Here is a 21,547-nt window from a genome sequence, read left to right on the forward strand (position 1 = left end):
CCGTCAGCACGTAGTAGCTCGGTGCCAGCGTATCCCCCGTCGTGTGAATGAGCCATGTGACGATGAACGGCGCGAACACGCCAAACAGCGTGACGCCGAGGCTGTAGCCGAGCGACAGCCCGGTCGAGCGCACGCGCGTGGGGAATATCTCCGACATCAGCGCCGGCATCGGGCCCGAATGCGCGGCCTTGAAGATGCCCGACACGGCTTGCAGCGCCAGCAGCGCACCGATGGTCGGGTACGCGCGCAACAGCGCAAACATCGGATAGATCAGCAGGATCATCAGCACCGACGTGGTGAGCATGATGCGGATGCGGCCGATGCGATCGGACAGCGCGCCCATCACGGGCGATAGCAGAAACTGCAGCCCGCCATTGAGCACCACCACCGCGAACGACTGGGCGGCCGGCAGATGCAGCTGCTTGACGGCATACGTCGGCATGTAGAGCTGCAGCACGTACACCGACACGGTGGACTGCGCCACCACGCCCACCGCCAGCAGCAGGTTCGTCCACTGCGCTTTGAACGACGCTTGCGGATCGACCGTCGTCTTCTTCTGCTCGGCGACGAACTCGGGCGTCTCGTCCAGATGGCGGCGGATGTAGAAACCCACCGGGCCGACCAGCAAGCCGAAGACGAACGGCAACCGCCAGCCCCAGCCTTCCAGATCGGCCGGCGTGAGCGATGCCGTGAGCAGCGCCCCCAGCCCGGCCGCCAGAATGGTCGCAATGCCCTGGCTGTAATTGCCAGCTGGCGTAGTAGCCGCGCCCGCGCGTGCTGTGCTCGACCATGAAGGCGGTCGCGCTGCCGAATTCACCGCCCACCGCAAAACCCTGCACCAGCCGTGCGAGCAGGATGGTGACGGGTGCGACGATACCGATCTGCTGATAGCTCGGCATCACGGCAATCGCCAGCGTGCCGACGATCATCAGCAGGATCGACAACGTGAGTGCCGCCTTGCGCCCCTTTCTGTCGGCATACATGCCCAGCACGATCGCGCCGACCGGCCGCGTGATGAACGACACGCCAAAGCTGCCCACCGCAAACAGCAGCGACACCCATTCGTCATCGGCCGGAAAGAACAGCTTGCCGATGACCGACGCGAAGAAGCCGTAGACGAGAAAGTCGTACCACTCCAGCGCATTGCCGATCGACGACGAAATGACGATGCGGCGTGCGTGCGCTGCACTCGTTGTTGCGGGCCGAGGCGCAGCAGTGCCTGCCGCAGAGGGGCGGTCATGATGAGGGTTCCTTTGGTGCCGGCCGGGATCGTTTTTATGGGAACTGCAGCGCGTTGCCTGCCCGGTCCGACGGGTCAGCGCGCTGGTGCGGCGGAGCTTTCTTAAAAGCCCACCGCGTGGCCGTCGCGGCGGCTGTCGCTGGCGGCCACGTAGCCGTGGTCGGCGTCGTCCGACAGGCGCCAGATGAACTGGCCGGAGCCGAAATCCATGTACGGATCGGCCACCGATTCGAGCTTGTGGCCGCGTGCTTCCAGTGCAGCGACGGTCTTGGCGTTCATCGTGCCTTCCACGTCCAGCGTGAAATCGCGGTTGACCTTCCAGCGCGGTGCGTCGCACGCGGCCTGGGGCTGCTGCTTGTAATCGAGCATGCGCACGAGCGTCTGCAGGTGGCCTTGCGGCTGCATGTCGCCGCCCATCACGCCGAAGCTCATCTGCGGCTGGCCGTCCTTGGTCAGGAACGCCGGAATGATGGTGTGGAATGGTCGCTTGCCGCCTTCCACCACGTTGGCTGAACGCGCGTCCATCGAAAAACCGAAGCCGCGGTTCTGCAGGCTGATGCCGGTGCCGGGCACCACCACGCCCGAACCGAAGCCCATGTAGTTGGACTGGATAAACGAGACCATCATGCCGTTCTCGTCCGCCGCCGTCAGGTACACCGTGCCGCCGGCGCGCGGCATGCCGAAGGTCGGCATCTGCGCGCCCATGTCGATGAGCTTGGCGCGTGCATCGAGGTACGCGTCGTCGAGCATCTGCTCTGGCGTGACTTCCATCGAGCGCGGGTCGGCCACGTATTTGTAGAGATCGGCAACGCCAGCTTCATCGCTTCAATCTGCAGATGCTGCGAATCGGCGGAGTCGACCGGCAGGCCGCCAAGATCGAAGCGGTCCAGAATGCCCAGGGCGATGAGCGCGGCGATGCCCTGGCCGTTCGGCGGAATCTCGTGGAGGTCGTAGCCGCGGTAGCGCTTGGTGATCGGCTTGACCCATTCGGGACGGTAGTCGCGCAGGTCTTGTGCGGTCATGCCGCCGCCGCATTCGCGCGAATAGGCGGCGATGCGTTCAGCGAGTTCCCCTTCGTAGAAATCTCGGCCATTGGTCTGGCCGAGGCGGCGAGCGTGGCGGCTGCGTCGGGCAGCTTGAATTTTTCGCCCACTTCCGGCGCGCGGCCGTGCGGCATGAAGGCCTGCGCGTAGCCGGGCTGTTGTGCAGCTCGGGAATGGCCGCCGCCCATTTGTGCGCGACGATGGGCGCGATGGTGGCCGCGCTCGGCAATCTCGGCGGCAGGTTCCAGCACGTCGGCAAACGGCAGCTTGCCGAAGCGCTCGTGCAACGCAGCCCATGCGGAGATGGCGCCGGGCACGGTTACCGCGTCCCAGCCGCGCGTGGGGCGCTTGGGGTTGCCGTTGGCGTCTTCGCCGTATTTCTTGCGGAAGTAATCGAGGTTCCAAGCCTGCGGGCGGTGCCGGAGGCGTTCAGGCCGTGCAGTTCCTTGCCGTCCCAGAGGATTGCGAATGCATCGCTACCCAGGCCGCACGAGACGGGTTCCACCACGGTCAGCATGGCTGCCGCCGCGATGGCCGCATCCACGGCAGTGCCGCCTGCGAGCAGCATGCGCAGGCCCGCCTGCGCGGCGAGCGGGTGCGAGGTACACAACGTTGCGCGCAAACAGCGGAATGCGGACGGTCGGATAGGGGTTCTGCCAATCGAAGCGGTGGGACATGGGGCTCAGGCGGTGATAAACGGGAAGGGTTGACGAACGATTATTTGCGGTGCGCTGGATTTAATAAAGTTAAAATTCATTGGATATTGCTTAAGAAAAACTTGAAAGTTAGCTGCGCCTTGCCGTGAGTACCGTCCGCTTTCTCCGCACCTTTGTCGCCGTGGCCCGTCATGGCTCGTTTGCCGCCGCGGCGGAGCGCGTGGCGCTGACGCAGGCCGCGGTGAGCCTGCAGATGCGCGCGCTGGAAAACGAACTGCGCCGTGACCTGTTCGACCGGTCCGGCCGCACCGTCACGCTGAATGCGCACGGCCGCGCGCTGTTGCCGCAAGCCGAGCACCTGCTGGGCCTGTACGACGCCATGCGCATCGGCGATGAACCGCAGACGGAGCTGTCCGGCGCGGTGGCGATCGGCGCGGTGGTGTCGGTGATGGGGTCGCTCGCGCATGCGGTGGCGGGGCTCAAGCAGGTGCACAAGGGGCTGGACGTCAAACTCATCACCGGCAAATCGGGCGAACTGGCGGAGCAGGTGGAGGCGGGCGAGCTGGATGGGGCGCTGGTGGTCGAGCACTTGGAGCGTCTGCCTGCCAACCTCGCGTGGCATCCGCTCTATACCGAAACGCTGGTCGTGGTGGCGGGCCGCCACACGCGCGGTCGTGCGGAAGAGGTACTGCGCACCCATCCGTTCCTGCGCTTCGACCGCGCGGTGCGCACCGGCGCGCTCATCGACCGGGCCCTGCGCAAGACGCACATGGCGGTCAACGAGTTCATCGAAGTCAATTCAATCGAGGCGATTGTCGAGCTGGTGCGCCAGCAGGTCGGGGTCACGCTGGTGCCGCGCCTGCGCCGTGCAAGCTGGGAGAGCGATCCCGCCCTGCGGGTGCTGCCCATGCCGCCGCACACGCCGGTCCGCACGGTCGGCATGATCGAGCGAAAAGAGCATGTGCGGCACGGTGTGATCCAGGCGGTACTCGATGCGCTCGAAACCACACTTGGCAATTCCAGCGCCTAGACTGATTGCACCAAGGCTGGCTCTGGAGGCCGCGATGGACGCATTCATTCAACGCTGGCGGGACGAATTGATCCTGCTTGCCCGGATTCTGCTGATGGTGCTGTTTGTGATGTCGGGCTGGGGCAAGCTGACGGGCTTTCAGGGCACGGTCGGCTACATGGCCAGTACGGGCGCACCCTGCCGATGGTGGCCGCGGCGGTGGCCGTTGTCATGGAGTTTGTGTGGGCATCGCCTTGCTGATCGGCCTGTGGACGCGGCCGCTGGCGCTGCTGATGGCGCTGTTCGTGCTCGGCACGTCGTTCATCGCCCATTCCTACTGGGATATGGAAGGCGCCATGGAGGCCGCCAACAAGATCCAGTTCTACAAGAACCTGAGCATCATGGGCGGGCTGTTTCTGTTGGCTGCGGTGGGACCCAAATACGCGGTGCAGAAGTCGTAGTGCGCACGTTTAACGCAACGACCGCTGCACCACTACCAAGACGGCAAACACGCCGCATGCCACCGCAAACCAGCTGAAGAGCTGCGTGCCGGCCAGCAGCGTTGCCTGGCGATCAATTTCAGCAGACAGGCTCGCCAGCCGTTCCGGCGTGAGCGGGCTGGCGGCCTGCAGGTCTGCTGTGAACCGCGTGACATGCGCCACGATGAGCGAGCGCGATTCCGCCTGCTGCGTCTGCAACGACACAGCCGCCAAGCCTGTACCAACCGCCGTCGCAAACTGGCGCGCGATGTTCTTCATCTGGTAGCCGTGCGCAAAATCTTCCCGGTCCAGATCGAGGTAGGTCATCATCGCCACCTGGATCATGACCGCGCCCGGCGTGATGCCTTCCAGCGTCGACACGGGGAAGAACGCGTAGTCTGGCGCACCCGGCATCAGGCTCGTCGCCAGCAACAGCGCCGCTGCCGCATACACGGCAAAACCGATGGCGATAAAGCGACGCTTGCGGAAGAAGAACGGCAGCCAGACCGTCATGACCACGGCCACCACGGTCGAGACCGCCCCGCTGATCATCAGGAACAGCGTGGTCGTGCGGAACGTAAAGCCCAGGCCGCCTTGCGACACCGCCGGAAACAGGTACGACCAATACCCGCTCATCAGGTAATAGACGCCGTAAAAGCCGATGCCCCATAGGTAGCGGCGGCCGTTCAGGCGGGAGAGATCGAGCCACGGGTCGGGGTGCGTGCGCAGGCGGTGGATGGCCAGCAGCAGCGAAGCCGTACCGCCCAGCAGCAACAGCGGAATCACAGGCGAGGCCGTCAGCCGGCTGTAGCGCAGCTCCGACAGGCCCATCAGGAACGACAGCGCGCCGATGGCCATGGCGCCCACGCCCACCCAGTCCCACTGACTCTCTTCGGGCGGCGCTTCATCGGGGCGGCGCGCGGCGCGTGTGCGCGGCTGATGACGTTCCGGCGGCAGGAAGAACATCGCCACCCACGCGACGCCGGCCAGCGCCAGTTCGATCCAGAAAATCACGCGCCATTCGCTGTACTCCAGCACCTCGGCGCAGATCCACGGCGCAATGGTGGTCAGTCCGAACAGGCCGACGCTGAACATCAGCATCGGCGGAATGCGCTCGTCGGGCTCCGTTGTGAGCTGCACCAGGATCCGCGACGCCGAGAACAGCCCGCCCGCGCCCAGGCCCTGGATGGTCCGCCCGATGACGAGTTCGCCGATATTGTTGGATTGCGCACACACCAGGCAGCCGATGGCGAACAGCACGATGCCCACCAGCGAATACATCCGGTAGCCCACGTGCGCCGCAATGCGGCCAATGGCGAGGTTGGCGACCACCGCCGCCACGGCATACGCTGTCACGGCGTACAGATACGCCTCGGGGCTCGCATGCACACCGCCCTGGATGTGCTGGCCCGCCACGGCGAACATCTGCGACGAGACGAAATCGAGGCCTGTGGAGAGACCCAGCGCCAGCCCAAAAGCGTGGACCCGCGCCGAAGAAAAGTGTGGAAACGCCCGCAGCGACGCGGGTTTGAGGATTTGCAGCGACATGTGCCCGAGCATAAACTTGCCCGCCAGCCGGATAAACGGCCAACTCTAGGAACACTGTCCAGTCATGCGAACAATGGAGTGGAACGACTGGGAAACCTTCTGCCGCGTGGTGGAAGCCGGCAGCTTCACCGCCGCCGCCGAGGCGCTGGGCATTCCCAAATCGACCGCCAGCGCCGCCGTATCACGGCTGGAAGCTGCACTCGGCGTGCGGCTCATGACGCGCACCACGCGCCAGTTGCGTCTGACCGAAGCGGGCTCGCAGTTCTACGACGACATCGCGCCCCTGTTCGAGCGCCTGCGCGCAGTGCATGCAGACACGACCGCAGCCAGCGAGACCGTGGCCGGCACGTTGCGCATCGCCGCGCCGTACGAAGTCGGTGCACAGCACCTGACCGAACCGGTGTGCCGCACGCTTGAGAAATATCCGCATCTCCAGATCCAGGTGCACATCTCGTGGGAGCAGCCCGACCTGCTCGCCAGCGGCTACGACATCGTCTTCGTGATGGTCGATCAGATGCTGCCGGATTCATCGCTCGTGGCGCGCCGCGTGGTGCTGATCCCGCGCGGTCTGTATGCGTCGCCGACCTTGCTGGCGGAACGCCCCCGCTCAAGACGCCAGCAGACCTCGCCGGCTGGCCCTGCCTTTCGGGCCCCGACGACGCGAGTTGGGCCTTCCGCCCCGTCGGCGAGCCCACGGCCGAGCCGATCGAAGTCCCGATCCAGCCGCGCCTGCAGACGCTGAACGCCGAAATGCGCGCCCGCGCCGCCGTGCGTGGCCTGGGCGTGGCACGCATGGCGCGCTCCGTGGGCGATACGGAAGTCGCTGCCGGCCGGCTCATACGCGTGCTGCCCGACTTCGAACTGACCGCGCTGCGCGTCTACGCGCTGATGCCGGCTCGCAAGCTGGTGCCGCGCAAGGTGCGCGTGTTTCTGGATGCGCTGGAAGCAGAGGGCGCTTCCGCCACACCGGCCGCCGCCTAGCCGAAGACCGGCGCCGGATGTCACAATCGGCGCTTCCTATTCGGATTGTGAGGACCGGCGGCCATGCGTCTGCGCCAGATTGAAGTCTTCCGCGCCGTGATGCTGGTCGGGACGGTCAGCGAGGCAGCGCGCATGCTGAACGTGTCGCAGCCCGTGGTGACGCGTGTGCTGCAGCACACCGAACTGCAACTCGGCTTCCGCCTGTTCGACCGCACCAAGGCCGCCTGCAGCCCACCGCCGAGGCGTTCGAGCTGTTCAGCGAAGTCGAGCGGCTGTACCAGGAGGTCGAGCGCGTGCGGCGCGTGTCGGCCAATCTGCGTCACAAGGGCGCCGGGCGCTTGCGCGTGGCGGCAACGCCCAGCTTGGCCCCGAGCATCCTGGCGCCTGCCGTGCGGCGTTTCTCGCAGCGCCATCCCGATACGCTGGTGCGCGTGTTCACGCATCACACGGCCGAGATCGTGCAGGGGTTGCTCTCGCAGGATATCGACGTCGGCTTCGCCTTTGCGCCGCCCGTGCATCCGGCTATCAGCACCACGCCGGTCGCGCAGGGCCGCACCTGGCCGCGCCGCGCGCCTGGGTGGGCGGCAAGACCGACGGCCGCGCGCTGCACAAGCTCGTTGCCGAAAAGCCCTTCATCGGATTGGAAGACCAGATTTCACTCGGCTCGCTGGTTGGGCAGACGCTGGCGCGCGGCGGGCTGGCGCCGCAGTCGACGCTGGAAGTGCAGACGTATTCGCTGGCGCGTTCGCTGGTGGAGGAATCGCTCGGCGTGACGATGCTTGATCAGTTCACGGCTGCCACCGGCAGCATGGAGCGCATCGCGCTGTTCGCGCTGGAGCCGGCGCAGACATTCGATGTGCGCGCCATGCGTGCCGAGCATCATGCGCCGTCGTCGTTGGCCGATAGCTTGGTGCAGTGCTTTGCGGAGGCCGCCCGTGCGCTGTCGGACGAACTCCCGCAGCGCGTCGAGCCGACCGCGTTTGTGCTCAAGCCCACCGAACCTGACAGCGACGCGGCGGACTAACCGACTTGCGCTGACCATTTTCAGGAGACGGATCCATGCGTCGTTTTGCAACTGCAGTGATGTTCGGCCTGGCGATGGGCGCCGGCGCCTTCAGCGGCGTCGCAACCGCCCAGCAATCGCCGGTGCCCGGCATGTCGTCCGACGATCTGAACACCGCGCTCGACTTTGCCAAGGCGGGGCTCAACAAGGCAATCGACCAGGCGCGCGCGTATTCGGCGTTGCCGATCAAGGACCCGCACGACGTGCGTTACACGTGCGAAGGCGGCAAGACGCTGCTCGTGAAATACATGACGGTGGGCGACACACCGCTGGCCGTCATGACACTCAACGGCAAGACGTTGGTGTTTGCCAACGTGATGGCCGCTTCGGGGGCGCGCTATGCGTCGGGCCAGTATGTTTGGTGGACGAAGGGCGCCACCGGCTTCCTTGCCGACGAGACCCAGCCCGGCAGCCGCAATCAGCTCTACCGCGATTGCAGCGAAGCCACCAGCGGCCGGCCTTAGATTTCCTGCAGATCGTGCCCGACGATGGTCTCGCCCTTGAAGTGCGGGCGCACGGCATCGAGCCAGACTGAATCTTCAAGGAACGGATAGCCGCCGGGCACGAAGTGCGACAGCACCAGCGTCTTCACCTTGGCCTCGGTAGCGATGCGGCCGACCTCTTCGGTGGACGTGTGGCTCGCCAGCAGATGCTCGCGCAGCGTCTTGGCGTTGGGCTCGGTGGACAGCAGCTTGTCGAGCGACGGCAGGTGCATCACCTCATGGACGAGCACGTCGGCGCCGTATGCCAGGCGCACGAGGTTTTCGCTCGGTGCCGTATCGCCGGAAATGACGATCGAGCGGTCTGCTGAATCGAAGCGAAACGCAAATGCCGGCGACACCGGCGGATGCTTGACCAGCGCGCTCGTCACCTTCACGTTGGCATCCTGCATGACAAGGCCGCCTTCGGTCAGCTCGTGCGGATGCAGCATCGGCGCCAGCGGCGGGCGGCCTTCGTCGGCAATGCGGGTGCGGATGTCGTAGTCGTACAGCTCGAGGAACTTGGTCGTCATCGCGGCCAGCGGGGCGGCCCCAGGCGTCGACGGGGCCGGTCAGGTCGGTGGCCCACGCGAGCAGCATCAGCGTGCCGTAATCGGCGTTGTGGTCGGAGTGCTGATGCGTGAGGAAGACGTGGCGGATGTCCTTGAGCTTCAGGCCCGCCGTCACGTACTGGCGTGCGACACCGTTGCCGCAGTCGACCACGTACGACACGCCGTTGATGACGATCACCTGTGCCGGCGCCGAGCGGTTCTTCTTGGGCGTCGGCCCGCCTGCCGTGCCGAGCAGGATCAACCGCGTGCCCTTCTTGGGCGCATCGGCGGCCAAGGTGCCCAGCGGCAAACCTGCCGACGCCGCGCCCGCACCCACGGCCAGCGCGCCGGCCTGCCGCATCCAGCGGCGACGGTTGTTGTCGAAAGCGTGCATGCGGCGGTCTCCTCTCTGTTGTATATGCGTGCGCTTCAGCGCGGCAGCCCGCCTACCTTCATGCCGGGCTTGATGCCCTTGCGTGCAAACCAGCCCTTGTTCATTTCCAGCGCATAGCTGCCGGCCTTGGTGGGGCAGTGGTTGTCTTCGGTCTGCGGCTTCATCTCGGCAATGTCTGAGATGGTGCCGTCGTCGGTGATGAACGCGATGGACAGCGGCAGGTCGGTGTTCTTCATCCAGAAGCAGTGGCCCGCGGATTCATCGAACACGAACAGCATGCCCGCGGTATCGGGCATGGTCTTGCGGAACATCAGGCCGGTCTCACGCGTTTGCGGGGTGGCCGCCACCTCGGCCTTGACCTTGTACATGCCGATGGTCAGGTCGACCACGAGCAGGCCGGTATTCGGGGCAGTCGGAGTCTGGGCAAGCGCTCCGGTGGCGGCAACGGCCAGCGACAGAGCGGCAAAGAGGCGGGACAGGGTGGTCATGGCGCGAACGGGTCGGAAAAGAAACGCTCCATGATCGGCACTCGGCCAGCCGCCGTCAATCAGACAGCCGCTAGCCAGGGCGACGAAGTTGTTACCGCGTATTGGTGGCTTGCCGGCCGATAGCGATTGTCTGTGCGGCCGCCTTGGGCGCATGCGCAGAGCGCGCCTTGTCCGCCGCCGGATCGGGCATCAACGCCACGTAACGTGCATCGGTGAGCGTGCGCAGGAATGCAACGATGTCGTCGATCTCGTCTTCCGTCAGCGCGGGCGTGGCGCCGGGCCGGCGGTTCATCGGCACGGCATTCACGTTGATGTTGCCCTGGTATTTGGCGGGCACGTCGTTGAAACGCTTGCCGCCGGGGTACCACTGCGCGGGGTCGGTCGAGCGTGTGGCATAGAAGGCCACCGTGTCGCGCAGGGTGCGGAACACGCCGTTGTGCATGAACGTCTGGCGCACCGCCACGTTGCGCAGGCCCGCAGTGCGGAAGTAGCCGCACCACTGATCGGGCTCCGGCCATTTGAGCGTGCGGGCGGTCTGGCACAGGCCGACATCGAAGTGGCGTGCGTCCTTGTTGGCGGGCAGCAGCGGGTTGCGCGGCACGGCGATGGCGTCGTAGCCGAAATCCGTGAACAGCGAGCGCTCGGGGCGTGACGACGATTCCACCATCAGATGGCACGACGCGCAGTTGCCTTTGTCCGGATTGCGGAAGAGGGCGAGGCCGCGCATCTCTGCGGGCGAAAGCGGCGTGCGCTTGCGCAGGAAATCGTCAAAGCGTGAGGTGAACGGCGCCAATTCGTCGCTCTGGAAATACGCCTCAAGCGCTTGCCCAACGCGCCGACGAGGGCGTTCGGGCTCACGCACTGCGTCGGCGCCGAACTGCTTCGTCAGCGCCTGGCCGAGGTCTGTGCCGGCCACCTTGCGCTGCAGCTCGCGCGCCGAACGGTTGCCCATCTCGTCAGGATTGAACAGCGGGCCGCGGATCTGCTCGGGGATGGAGTCGGCACGGCCATCGGCAAAGAAGCCGCCAAACGGCGACGGGAAGCTCGCGTCGTCGTCCTGGAAGAAATAGCGATGCGGGATGTAGCGCAGATACAGCAGCGACGGCGCGTTGCGTGCCGCCACGTGCCCGGGGCGGCTGCCTGCCGGCACACCAATGCGCAGCGCCTCGCCCTTCAGCGTGGGCGCGAACGCGCGCCCGGGGTCATGGCACGCCGCGCACGAGGTGCCTTGCGGCTCCGACAGGCGCGGATCGAAAAACACCCGCTTGCCGAGCGCGACGAGGTTCGGGTCCGGCTTGAACGCGGTCGACTCGGCAGGCGGCGGCACGGCGTCCAGCCTGGGCGTCATGCCGAACGATTCGGCCGCCGCCACGCCCGGGATGAGCGCAGCGGCGACCCAAGCGCAATGCTCAGGCGCTTCAAGGTGCGACGAAGCCGGTCTTGTCGCACACCAGGCTCGTGCCGTTCTGCGTGCACGTCGTCAGCAGCTTGCCGGCCACGGTGTAGGCCTTGAACAGCCAGCCCTTGGCGGGCGGGCTGGCGGTCCATCACCATGAAGCCGAACGAGTTGTTGTGCGAGATGCTGCCCACCGTCACGCCCGAAGCCGGGCTGATGGCCGGGAACGGATCGGGCAGCGCCACGTCGAGCGAATCGCCGGCGTTGCCCGCAACGATGGTCGCCGGATGGTTGCTCGTGAAGTTGATGGCCTGGAAGTCATGCACGTGGCCATGCAGCGCGACCTGCACGCCCGGCGGGTAATACGCCGTGGCGTTCAGGCTGTTCATGACCGACAGCAGCGCCGCATTGCCGCCCAGTGGCGTGCTGCCCGCGATGGGCACGAAGCCCAGGATCGGGTGGTGGTTGGTAAAGATCGACATCACGCCCGGCTTGGCGGCCAGCGTGCCCACCGTGCTGAACTGCTTCTGGTAGGTCTGGAACCACGGGTCGGTCGTCGCCAACGCCGTCGTGCCGGCCTTGGCCGAATCGAACACGATGACTTGCGTATCGCTGCCGATCGCGACGGCGTACGGGTCCGAGGCGTTGGCTGCCGTGTCGTTGGCCGGGTTGTCGCACGAGCGGTCGGCCGAATACGGACGCGGATCCAGGAAACGGTACCAGCCCTGGCCGGCGCGCGCGCATTCCTCGTGGTTGCCGCGCACCAGCACCCACGGAGCCGCAGCCATGAGCGGGGCGGCGGGCTGGAACAGGTCGGCCTGCCACGTATCCCAGCCGTATCCCCAGGGGCTGCCCTGGCAGCCGGCCACGTCGGGCGGGCAGGCGTTTTCGCGGTAGTGGTAGTCGCCCACGTGAAGGACGAGGTCCGGGTTCATCTTGGCGGCCGTGGCGGCAGCGCTCGCAAACGGCCACGACAGCGGGTCGTTACACGACTGGAACGTGTTGCTCGACTTCTTCATGCGGCAGCCGGTGTCCGCCAGGATCACCACGCGCTGCGGGTTGGCCTTGGGCAGCGGCAGCACGCGCGAGCCGATCGACGCGGCCTTGGCCGTGGAGGCCACGGTGGCTTCGCAGGCATTCACGGGGAACGACGAGGCTTTCGAATCGCTGGCGGCGCTGGCCGTGGTGCGCTGCGCCGGCGTGCCGGCCGCCACACGCAGCGTCATGCGCGTGGAGGTGCCGTCCACCGTCAGCAGCGGGCAGACCGAGCTGTCGACGGGCGAGGCGCTGTTCGTATAGCTCGTGACGGCGCGCACGACAGCCTGGTTGCTGTCGCCGATCTCCACCCACGCGGCCTGGATGTTGGCGTCAGCCGTGGCCGCATCCGACGGCGTGGCCGTCGACACCGGCGTCGAATCGGACGACGAGCCACCGCAGCCTGCAATTACTGCAGCAGCGGCCAGCGCGGCAAGAGAGAGCATCGTGAACACGGTGCGTTTTCGTCGCACCGGAGCGAACATCGATCGGAATTCCATTGCGCCATCCCTGTTTCTTGTTGTGAGGAATGGGCAAGGTACTCAAGCTTGATGGCGCTATTTTGACAGCCCTGCATGCGCGTCCGGGTTTCCGTTCAGCACGTGAGGGCGAAAAAAGCAGATGCATCAGCACCTGCTTTTTCTGTATCGGCCGAGCCGCGCGGGCCCGGCAGAAACACAAGCTTATTGCTTGGCGGCGTCAGCAGCCGGAGCCGAAGCGTCAGCAGCCTTCTTGGCAGCCTTCTTGTGGTGGTGCTTCTTGGCCTTCTTGGCCTTCGGAGCAGCCTTTTCGGCAGCAGCCGGAGCAGCAGCTGCGTCAGCAGCCGGAGCGGAGGCTTGAGCGAACACACCGGTGGCGAACAGGCCGGCGATCAGGGCAGCGATCAGCTTCTTCATGGTGAATCCTTTTATAGATCAGTGAGTTAACCAACGACCCGCTTAATGAGTCATCTGCAATAACGCAGGCCGTTACAGGCGCGTTGACACGTTGCACTGAATTTTTTGTGGGAGCCGCCAGAAGCCTCTGCGCTTACTGATCTCCAATGTGGTGCATGTTGCGCCGCGCAAGAAAGATGCCCGCGATGGGATGTGCCGCGCTCGCGTTTCGGAGCGGTCTGATTGGAGGGCGGCCCCCGCACCTGCAGAATGCCGGCCGATTTTGCACAAGGCTCACCGTGTCTCTCCCCCGCCATCTTTCCGCCCTGCCAAGCCGTCTCAGCCCATTCAGCCTGCCCATTTCAGGCGCCGCGATTTTGTCCTGGGCTGTGCCGCATTATTTGTGCTGGGCGCTGTGCCAGCGCTCCGTCCGCCTTCGCGCGACGCTTCCAGCCTGGACGATTTCATGCTCGTCTCCCAGACCATTTCCGGCGCGCGGCTGGATCGTCAGGTCGGTCTGTCCTGCTTCAGCCATTTGCAGCGAAGCGACGATCGTTTCATCGAGAACATTCAGGCGCTTGCATGGTTGGTCCGCCGCAATCCGGGCCTGGATGGTGTCGGCCTGATCCGCTTGCTCGATGCCGAGAACGCGTGCGACCTGCGCGCCGCGTTGGCCCGACTGGTGCGTGCCTGGAGCGCTCGGCTGGGTGCGGTCCCCGGATTCGCCGATGCCGGGGGCCTCATCGTTCGGGCTTCCGACGCCCGCCTGTCCGGCGGTTGACGGTCGCCCCGCCGGGTGCGGGAGTATGGCGGATGGTGAAATTTTCCGGCATAATGCGGAATTCACTCTTGTGTCTTATATAAGAGTTGCGGCTTGCGTGAGATGCGAGATTTGTGCGGTGCATCGTGAGCGCGTCACCGTAGGCCGTTAGAATCGCCAGTTCATTGCAGCGCGCCACGCCGGCCAACCCGTGAGCGGCACGCTGTGCTGTCAACCCCACCGTCCACCCGCTAACCTGCGGTCTGCACTGGAGTCGTCCATGTATCAACACATCAAGGTCCCGGCCGGCGAGAAGATCACCGTCAACCAAGACTTCTCCCTCAACGTTCCGAACAACCCGATCATTCCTTACATCGAAGGTGACGGCACCGGCTTCGACATCACCCCGGTGATGATCAAGGTGGTGGACGCAGCGGTTGAGAAGGCTTACAAGGGCGAGCGCAAGATTTCCTGGATGGAAATCTACGCCGGCGAGAAGTCGACCAAGGTGTACGGCCCGGACGTGTGGCTGCCGGAAGAAACCCTGCAAGTCCTGAAGGACTATGTGGTGTCCATCAAGGGCCCGCTGACGACGCCGGTGGGCGGCGGCATCCGTTCGCTGAACGTGGCGCTGCGCCAGGAGCTGGACCTGTACGTCTGCCTGCGCCCGGTGCGCTACTTCAAGGGCGTGCCTTCGCCGGTCAAAGAGCCGGAGAAGACCGACATGGTCATCTTCCGCGAGAACTCGGAAGACATCTACGCCGGTATCGAATTCGAAGCCCAGAGCGACAAGGCCAAGAAGCTGATCAAGATCCTGCAAGACGAATTCGGCGTGAAGAAGATCCGCTTCCCCGAAACGTCGGGCATCGGCGTCAAGCCGGTTTCGCGCGAAGGCACGGAGCGCCTGGTGCGCAAGGCCATCCAGTACGCGATCGACAACGACAAGCCGTCGGTCACGATCGTGCACAAGGGCAACATCATGAAGTTCACGGAAGGTGGTTTCCGTGACTGGGCCTACGCGCTGGCACAGAAGGAATTCGGCGCCGAGCTGATCGACGGCGGCCCGTGGTGCAAGTTCAAGAACCCGAAGACGGGCAAGGAAATCATCGTCAAGGACGCGATTGCCGACGCCTTCCTGCAGCAGATCCTGCTGCGTCCGGCCGAATACTCGGTTGTGGCCACGCTGAACCTGAACGGCGACTACATCTCCGACGCCCTTGCTGCGCAAGTCGGCGGTATCGGTATCGCTCCGGGTGCCAACCTGAGCGACTCCGTTGCCATGTTCGAAGCCACCCACGGCACGGCACCGAAGTACGCCGGCAAGGACTACGTGAACCCGGGTTCGGAAATCCTGTCGGCCGAAATGATGCTGCGCCACATGGGCTGGACGGAAGCCGCTGACCTGATCATCTCGTCGATCGAAAAATCGATCCTGTCGAAGAAGGTCACGTATGACTTCGCCCGTCTGTTGGAAGGCGCGACCCAAGTGTCGTGCTCGGGCTTCGGTCAAGTGATGATCGACAATATGTAAGAATGTCGCTCGCGGCTCCGGCCGCGATGGATGTGACAAAAACCCCGGCGGCTTCGGCTGGCCGGGGTTTTTTTGTTTCGAAGGTTCCAGTGCGCGAGTCGTCCGGGCGTCGTCATCGAGGCTGCCCGCGGCGTGATGGGCAGGTCGCCGCTGCGGAAAAAGCGCTGTGATATAACCGCGAGCATTCCGTCCTTTCGCGAGCAAATTGCACGTGGCCCCGTCAGACGCCCAGCCCCCGAAGCGAGTCTTTGCCGCCGGCTTCTTTGCATTGGTCGCGCTGGGTACGGCGGCATTGCTTGCGCCGCTCCTGCTGCCGCCGTCCCGTCAATGGGCGATTGCGATGCCCTTCCTGGCAGCAGCCTGTGCGTATGTCTGGGCTTGGGTCCTCTACCCCCGTGATGGCGCAGATTTGTACGGTGCGCTGCGCGGTGTTGGCGTCGCGTTGTTGGCCTACTTGAGCTTTACGGCGGTTCTTGCGGTCTCGGGCTATCGTGAGGCGGGGCTCCTGCTCGCGGGCTTCCTGTGGACACCGTTTCCGTGGTTGGTGCTGACGGCAGGTGCGGCAGCTGGCGGCACGAATCTGCGCAATGTCCGTGGGCGCATCGACGCGTCCGCTGCGTTCGCGTGTCGTGTCTGGGCGACGTGTGTTGCCGCTGTGCGGGCAACCTATGCAAGGCTTGACCAGTGGGCTGCCGACCCGCGCGCGTTTGCAATCGTCACGATGATCGTCAGCGGCTCCCTGTTGTTCGCAGGCGGCGCGTTGGGCCTTGCATGGCTTTCGCCTGGCCCCGCATCTGCAGGCGAGGGTTTCAGCATGTCGCAACGATTGCTGCCCGGCATGGTGGCATTGATTTTGGCCGTAACGGGGCGGACCTGCGGGCGCGCGTTGCTGGCCGTCATGCCGGCCACGCACCGTCTGCACGTCACGCTGACGTCGGTCGCCATCGCAGGTGTTTCGGCAGTCTGGTTCGCAATCAACGTCGTCGGCTGAGACGGGTTGGTTGGAAGTTTGTGTTGGACGCGAGCGGGGCTCAAGAGGCGGTACAAGAACAATCGTGCGGGTAAAGGCGGGCGAGACCCGGCAAGCCCGGGCACTGATGCTGCAACATCGGTACCGGCAGGCCTTCATGCGCCTGGCTCGCCCATGAAGTCAGCGTTGGAGATCCGGGTTGTTTGGTGCGTCCACCGTGCTTTTGGGGCGCGGCTTCTCGGCTGCGTTACGGGTGTCGATCGCACGCAGAAGCGCATGCGCAGAGCGGACACCTTTCTGGTATTCGGTGAGCGAATCGCCGGCCGGGGATTCGGCGGATTTGGAGATTGAGCGGGTCACGGCATTCCTCTTCATCTGATGAACGGAACCGCGCCCAACCCTTGGCCGGAGGGGTGGGCGAGCACAGGCAAGGTGGAAAACCGATAGCTAGCAATCGGCGCGGCCGAAGCCGCTCATGCCTGGCTCGCCCAATGAAGGTGACGAAGCCAGGCCATAGCTTTTGAGGACAAGTGCTTATGCTCAGCACTTGCCCGCTAGCTACGAGGTTTCCACACCTCGGTCGCTTCCTCTATGGCACTGAAAGCGACGGCGCAGAGTGTACCGATGGCCGCTTCGTCTGAGCAGGGGCGAAACTATAAATCAGAATTTGCCTAGGAAAGGCACGTGCAGAGCCTAGAGGCGGGTTGTCGCAGCTGCGCGCGGATGGCGCCTAGTGAGGCAACCGCGTTGTGCCGGGCGATTGCGGCCCCGGTGAGCGCCCGCGCACCACATCGCGCAGCCGCCGCACGCCGCGCCACAGCTTGGGCAGCAGCCACGCCGATACCAACAGCAGCAGCGCCAGCACCACCAGAAACGCAATCGGCAGGAAGAACGCCATCAACAAACCGCCGCTGGCAGCCACGTCTTCACTGAACGACGCCACCCAGTTCGAGAACGGCTCCGGCGACGTGTTGATCAGCGCGCGCGTGCCGGCCTTGGTGGCATGCGCCGTGCCGGCCAGCGTCCCGCCAATCAGTCCCGCAGCCACCATCCATTGCGGATCGAGCTGCCCGAATGCCGCAGCGGCCAGGATCGCACCCGCGGGCACGCGGATGAAGGTCTGGATGCCGTCCCATACCGAATCGAACCCGGGAATCTTGTCGGCGAGGAATTCCGCCACGGCCAGGACGCCGGCCAGGCCGATCACCCACCACGATTCCAGCATCTGCAGTCCGGGCGGCAAATGCAGCCAACCCGCGCGGCCGAGCACTCCGGCAGCAAATACAGCCAGGTAGAGTCGGAATCCGCTGGTCCAGGACAACCCGGCGGCCAGCGCGGCGGTTTCGAGCATGTGGCTCCTTGGGCGGAGAAGGTAGGCGATTGGCCAGTCGATATTGCAGTGTAGTGCGGGCTCGTCCGCGTCGCGGCTGAAAGCAGCGATTTGCCCTGCGGGGCCCCCTTGATGGCATCTCTGGCCCGGAGCGCGCACCGGAGTGCACAGCGCGCGAAATGACATGTTGCGTGCGGTGCGTTATCTCAGTCGTTTAACCGGCGCCGCGGCAACAAAACCCGGCATGTCGCCGGGTTTTTTGCATTTGAGCGCCATCGCCATCAGGCGGGGCGCCGTGCAACGCCAATCAGGCAGCCTGGATGTTGGTGGCCTGCTTGCCCTTCGGGCCTTGCGTCACTTCGAACGAGACGCGCTGATTTTCCTTGAGCGTCTTGAAGCCAGCCATTTGGATGGCCGAGAAATGCGCGAACAGCTCTTCGCCGCCTTCGTCAGGCGAGATGAAACCGAAACCCTTGGCGTCGTTAAACCATTTGACCGTACCGAGTGCCATGAAAACCCCTCCGTTAAAACACAAGTCCGAGCCGGGAGGGTGTGCCTGTCGTGGCAGTGCAGAGCGGTACCGCGCAGTCATCGCCCGGCCGCCGGCCTGCGAGGCACGACGAATGGCGCGGGTGGAACCGCGCCGCAAGCGATCGGTCTTCTTGTGGCAAACACCACAGCCTGAAGCGGTTGTCGATCTGTTGTCGACTGGTGTGAGGCCTCCCGGGCTCACCATTCATGCGGCTCGCTGCCAACGGTTTGCGGGGCAGTAGGGCGCACATGCTGAATTCGATTGTTCGAGGAATGTAAGAGACTGTCAAGGCCACAAAGGGTGGGTCTGTGGCGAAAAACGGTCAGTTTCTGAAGAGGATTTGCTCGAAATCCGGCCGATCGCCTCCAAGTACGGAAAACGATTGGCATCCCGGGCCCGGACCTTGCGCCAGTTCCAGCCAGCGCGGAGGCCGTAAAACCCTTCGTGCGCGAGGGCTGACGGACGCACGCGGCAGGAGCCAAACCGTTTGTAGACCTTGAAGTCGGCGTTATTTCCCCAAATTGCGAACTCGAAAGGAGTGGTTAGAATAAGACCATGGCAATCCGGCAAGCGACCACTCCACAACATGATGCAGGCACCGTCCTGGAGCGGAAAGAGCAAGCGCTCAAACCGCCCGCGATGTACAAGGTGCTGCTGCTCAACGACGACTACACCCCGATGGAATTCGTCGTGATGATTCTTCAGCAATACTTCAGCAAAGACCGGGAGACTGCCACGCAGATCATGCTGACTGTGCATCGGGAAGGTAAGGGCGTGTGCGGTATCTACACACGGGATATCGCCGCGACGAAAGTGGAATTAGTGTCAACCCATGCACGGCAAGCGGGGCATCCGCTGCAGTGTGTGATGGAGGAAGCATGATCGCGCAAGAACTGGAAGTCAGCCTGCACATGGCGTTTGTCGAAGCCCGGCAGGCTCGCCACGAATTCATTACGGTGGAGCATCTGCTGCTTGCGCTGCTGGACAATCCGACGGCCGCGGAGGTGCTGCGCGCCTGCGCCGCCAACATCGAAGACCTTCGCACGCATCTGAAGAACTTCATTGCCGACAACACGCCTGTGGTGCCCGGCACGGACGAGGTGGACACGCAACCCACGCTGGGTTTCCAGCGCGTGATTCAGCGCGCCATCATGCACGTGCAATCCACATCCAACGGCAAGAAGGAAGTCACCGGCGCGAATGTGCTGGTCGCCATCTTCGGCGAGAAGGATTCGCACGCGGTGTACTACCTGCAGCAACAGGGCGTGACGCGGCTGGATGTCGTCAACTTCATCAGCCACGGCATCCGCAAGGACCAGGCCGAGCCCGCCAAGCAAGGCGAGGGCAACCCCGAAGGCGAAGGCGGCGACGGCAAGGAAAGCCCGCTCGAGCAGTTCACCCAGAACCTGAACGCGCTGGCCAAGGCCGGCAAGATCGATCCGCTGATCGGCCGCGAGCAGGAAGTCGAGCGCGTGGTGCAGGTGCTGTGCCGCCGCCGCAAGAACAATCCGCTGCTGGTGGGCGAGGCCGGTGTCGGCAAGACGGCCATTGCCGAAGGCTTGGCATGGCGCATCACGAAGGGCGAAGTGCCGGACATCCTCGCGAAGTCCGTCGTCTACTCGCTCGACATGGGCGCGCTGCTGGCCGGGACCAAATACCGCGGCGACTTTGAGCAACGCCTGAAGGGCGTGCTGAAGTCGCTCAAGGACAACCCGAACGCGATCCTGTTCATCGACGAAATCCACACGCTGATCGGCGCAGGCGCCGCTTCGGGCGGCACGCTGGACGCGAGCAATCTGCTCAAGCCGGCGCTGTCGTCGGGTGCGCTCAAGTGCATCGGTGCGACGACGTTCACGGAATATCGCGGCATTTTCGAGAAGGACGCAGCGCTGTCCCGCCGCTTCCAGAAGATTGACGTGGTGGAACCGACCGTCGATCAGACCGTGCAGATTCTGCGCGGCCTGAAGTCGCGCTTCGAAGAACACCATGGCGTGAAGTACGCATCGTCGGCGTTGACCGCGGCGGCTGAGCTGTCGGCGCGCTTCATCACCGACCGTCATTTGCCGGACAAGGCGATCGACGTGATCGACGAAGCCGGTGCGGCGCAGCGCATCCTGCCGAAGTCGAAGCAGAAGAAAACGATCGGCAAGGGCGAGATCGAGGACATCGTCTCGCGCATCGCCCGCGTCCCACCGCAAAGCGTGTCGCAGGACGATCGCAGCAAGCTGCAGACGCTGGAGCGCGACCTGAAGTCGGTCGTGTTCGGGCAGGATCCGGCGATCGACGCGCTCGCTTCGGCCATCAAGATGTCGCGTGCAGGGCTCGGCAAGACGGACAAGCCGATCGGCTCGTTCCTGTTCAGCGGCCCGACGGGCGTGGGCAAGACGGAAGTCGCCAAGCAGCTCGCGTTCATCCTCGGCATCGAGCTGATCCGCTTCGACATGTCGGAGTACATGGAGCGCCACGCGGTGAGCCGGCTCATCGGCGCGCCTCCGGGCTACGTGGGCTTCGACCAGGGCGGTCTGCTGACGGAAGCCGTGACCAAGAAGCCGCACTGCGTGCTGCTGTTGGACGAGATCGAGAAGGCGCACCCGGATATCTTCAACATCCTGCTGCAGGTGATGGACCACGGCGCGCTGACGGACAACAACGGCCGCAAGGCGGATTTCCGCAACGTGATCATCATCATGACGACCAATGCGGGCGCCGAGACGATGAACAAGGCGACCATCGGTTTCACCACGGCGCGCGAACAGGGCGACGAGATGGCCGACATCAAGCGCATGTTCACGCCGGAGTTCCGCAACCGTCTGGACGCAACCATCAGCTTCCGCTCGCTCGATGAGGAAATCATCATGCGCGTGGTCGATAAGTTCCTCATGCAGCTGGAAGAGCAACTGCACGAGAAGAAGGTGGATGCCATCTTCACCGAGAAGCTGCGTCGCTTCCTGGCGAAGAAGGGTTTCGACCCGCTGATGGGTGCGCGCCCGATGCAGCGCCTGATCCAGGATCTGATCCGCAAGGCGCTGGCCGACGAGCTGCTGTTCGGCAAGCTGGTCAACGGCGGCAAGGTGATCGTGGATCTGGACGATGCGGATGCGGTGAAGCTGGAGTTCTCCGAGAACGAAGCGCCGCCGGCACCGGCTCAGGAAGAAGCGGAAGCTTGACGAGTTCGTTGCACCAAACA

Annotated in this window: 14 protein-coding genes and 7 pseudogenes; 10 read left to right on the forward strand and 11 right to left on the reverse strand. The window is 64.5% G+C overall.

Annotated features, from left to right (window positions below):
• Together OWR21_RS06260 and OWR21_RS12590 are read right to left on the reverse strand one after the other, a co-directional pair.
• Positions 1-1,232, reverse strand: a pseudogene (locus OWR21_RS06260) (MFS transporter); the annotation flags it as partial.
• Positions 1,233-1,342: 110 nt separating this feature from the next.
• Positions 1,343-2,851 (reverse strand): annotated as a pseudogene (locus tag OWR21_RS12590) (gamma-glutamyltransferase family protein).
• Positions 2,852-3,084: 233 nt separating this feature from the next.
• Here OWR21_RS12590 and OWR21_RS06280 point away from each other — a divergent pair.
• Together OWR21_RS06280 and OWR21_RS06285 are read left to right on the forward strand one after the other, a co-directional pair.
• The gene (locus tag OWR21_RS06280; protein WP_332394805.1) at positions 3,085-3,969 is read left to right on the forward strand and encodes a LysR family transcriptional regulator; all 885 of its coding nucleotides are present in this window, start codon (positions 3,085-3,087) and stop codon (positions 3,967-3,969) included.
• A gap of 34 nt (positions 3,970-4,003) precedes the next feature.
• Positions 4,004-4,409: pseudogene (locus tag OWR21_RS06285) on the forward strand (DoxX family protein).
• A gap of 9 nt (positions 4,410-4,418) precedes the next feature.
• Here the strand turns inward: OWR21_RS06285 and OWR21_RS06290 are convergent.
• Positions 4,419-5,975, reverse strand: a complete 1,557-nt coding sequence (locus OWR21_RS06290) for an MFS transporter (protein ID WP_332394806.1) — start codon at positions 5,973-5,975, stop codon at positions 4,419-4,421.
• Between the two features lie 73 nt (positions 5,976-6,048).
• Between OWR21_RS06290 and OWR21_RS06295 the strand changes: the two are divergent.
• The 3 genes and pseudogenes from OWR21_RS06295 (at position 6,049) to OWR21_RS06305 (ending at position 8,483) form a co-directional block, all read left to right on the forward strand.
• Positions 6,049-6,956: pseudogene (locus OWR21_RS06295) on the forward strand (LysR family transcriptional regulator).
• Between the two features lie 63 nt (positions 6,957-7,019).
• Positions 7,020-7,980: pseudogene (locus tag OWR21_RS06300) on the forward strand (LysR family transcriptional regulator).
• A gap of 35 nt (positions 7,981-8,015) precedes the next feature.
• On the forward strand, positions 8,016-8,483 hold the full coding sequence (locus OWR21_RS06305) for an MliC family protein (protein WP_316889884.1): 468 nt from the start codon (positions 8,016-8,018) through the stop codon (positions 8,481-8,483).
• On the opposite strand, the pseudogene OWR21_RS06310 reads toward OWR21_RS06305, so the two are convergent.
• The 5 genes and pseudogenes from OWR21_RS06310 to OWR21_RS06330 form a co-directional block, all read right to left on the reverse strand.
• Positions 8,480-9,443 (reverse strand): annotated as a pseudogene (locus OWR21_RS06310) (MBL fold metallo-hydrolase). The gene OWR21_RS06305 and the pseudogene OWR21_RS06310 sit on opposite strands and share 4 nt — an antisense overlap.
• 35 nt (positions 9,444-9,478) lie before the next feature.
• Entirely contained in the window at positions 9,479-9,931 is a 453-nt protein-coding gene (locus OWR21_RS06315) for a DUF192 domain-containing protein (RefSeq protein WP_332394807.1), read from the reverse strand.
• A gap of 91 nt (positions 9,932-10,022) precedes the next feature.
• Positions 10,023-11,279, reverse strand: a complete 1,257-nt coding sequence (locus tag OWR21_RS06320; protein WP_332394817.1) for a cytochrome-c peroxidase — start codon at positions 11,277-11,279, stop codon at positions 10,023-10,025.
• A gap of 70 nt (positions 11,280-11,349) precedes the next feature.
• Positions 11,350-12,862, reverse strand: a pseudogene (locus OWR21_RS06325) (metallophosphoesterase).
• Between the two features lie 183 nt (positions 12,863-13,045).
• The gene (locus OWR21_RS06330; RefSeq protein ID WP_004631913.1) at positions 13,046-13,258 is read right to left on the reverse strand and encodes a hypothetical protein; all 213 of its coding nucleotides are present in this window, start codon (positions 13,256-13,258) and stop codon (positions 13,046-13,048) included.
• Positions 13,259-13,652: 394 nt separating this feature from the next.
• Here OWR21_RS06330 and OWR21_RS06335 point away from each other — a divergent pair, with 394 nt between their 5' ends.
• The 3 genes from OWR21_RS06335 (at position 13,653) to OWR21_RS06345 (ending at position 16,519) form a co-directional block, all read left to right on the forward strand.
• The gene (locus tag OWR21_RS06335) at positions 13,653-14,018 is read left to right on the forward strand and encodes a sugar dehydrogenase complex small subunit (protein WP_332394818.1); all 366 of its coding nucleotides are present in this window, start codon (positions 13,653-13,655) and stop codon (positions 14,016-14,018) included.
• Between the two features lie 259 nt (positions 14,019-14,277).
• A complete protein-coding gene (icd, locus tag OWR21_RS06340) occupies positions 14,278-15,528 on the forward strand; it encodes an NADP-dependent isocitrate dehydrogenase (protein ID WP_004631917.1) in 1,251 nt (416 codons plus the stop codon).
• Positions 15,529-15,739: 211 nt separating this feature from the next.
• On the forward strand, positions 15,740-16,519 hold the full coding sequence (locus OWR21_RS06345) for a hypothetical protein (RefSeq protein WP_332394808.1): 780 nt from the start codon (positions 15,740-15,742) through the stop codon (positions 16,517-16,519).
• Between the two features lie 159 nt (positions 16,520-16,678).
• On the opposite strand, the gene OWR21_RS06350 is transcribed toward OWR21_RS06345, so the two are convergent.
• The 3 genes from OWR21_RS06350 to OWR21_RS06360 form a co-directional block, all read right to left on the reverse strand.
• Positions 16,679-16,858: a hypothetical protein gene (locus OWR21_RS06350; protein ID WP_332394809.1), complete on the reverse strand. Its 180-nt coding sequence runs from the start codon at positions 16,856-16,858 to the stop codon at positions 16,679-16,681.
• A 370-nt stretch (positions 16,859-17,228) separates the two neighbouring features.
• Positions 17,229-17,849 carry a DUF4126 domain-containing protein gene (locus tag OWR21_RS06355; RefSeq protein ID WP_147213338.1) on the reverse strand — a complete coding sequence of 207 codons (621 nt, stop codon included), beginning with the start codon at positions 17,847-17,849 and terminating at the stop codon, positions 17,229-17,231.
• Between the two features lie 286 nt (positions 17,850-18,135).
• Positions 18,136-18,339 (reverse strand): cold-shock protein, encoded by a 204-nt coding sequence (locus tag OWR21_RS06360; protein WP_004631953.1) that lies wholly within the window; start codon positions 18,337-18,339, stop codon positions 18,136-18,138.
• Positions 18,340-18,915: 576 nt separating this feature from the next.
• On the opposite strand from OWR21_RS06360, the gene clpS reads away from it, so the two are divergent.
• Positions 18,916-19,242 (forward strand): ATP-dependent Clp protease adapter ClpS, encoded by a 327-nt coding sequence (gene clpS / locus OWR21_RS06365; protein WP_003261876.1) that lies wholly within the window; start codon positions 18,916-18,918, stop codon positions 19,240-19,242.
• Positions 19,239-21,527, forward strand: coding sequence for an ATP-dependent Clp protease ATP-binding subunit ClpA (clpA, locus tag OWR21_RS06370; protein ID WP_004631957.1), 2,289 nt, complete (start codon positions 19,239-19,241; stop codon positions 21,525-21,527). Before clpS ends, clpA begins: the two co-directional genes overlap by 4 nt.
• The last annotated feature ends 20 nt before the right edge of the window (positions 21,528-21,547 follow it).

This window comes from Ralstonia sp. 1B3 (assembly GCF_036631435.1).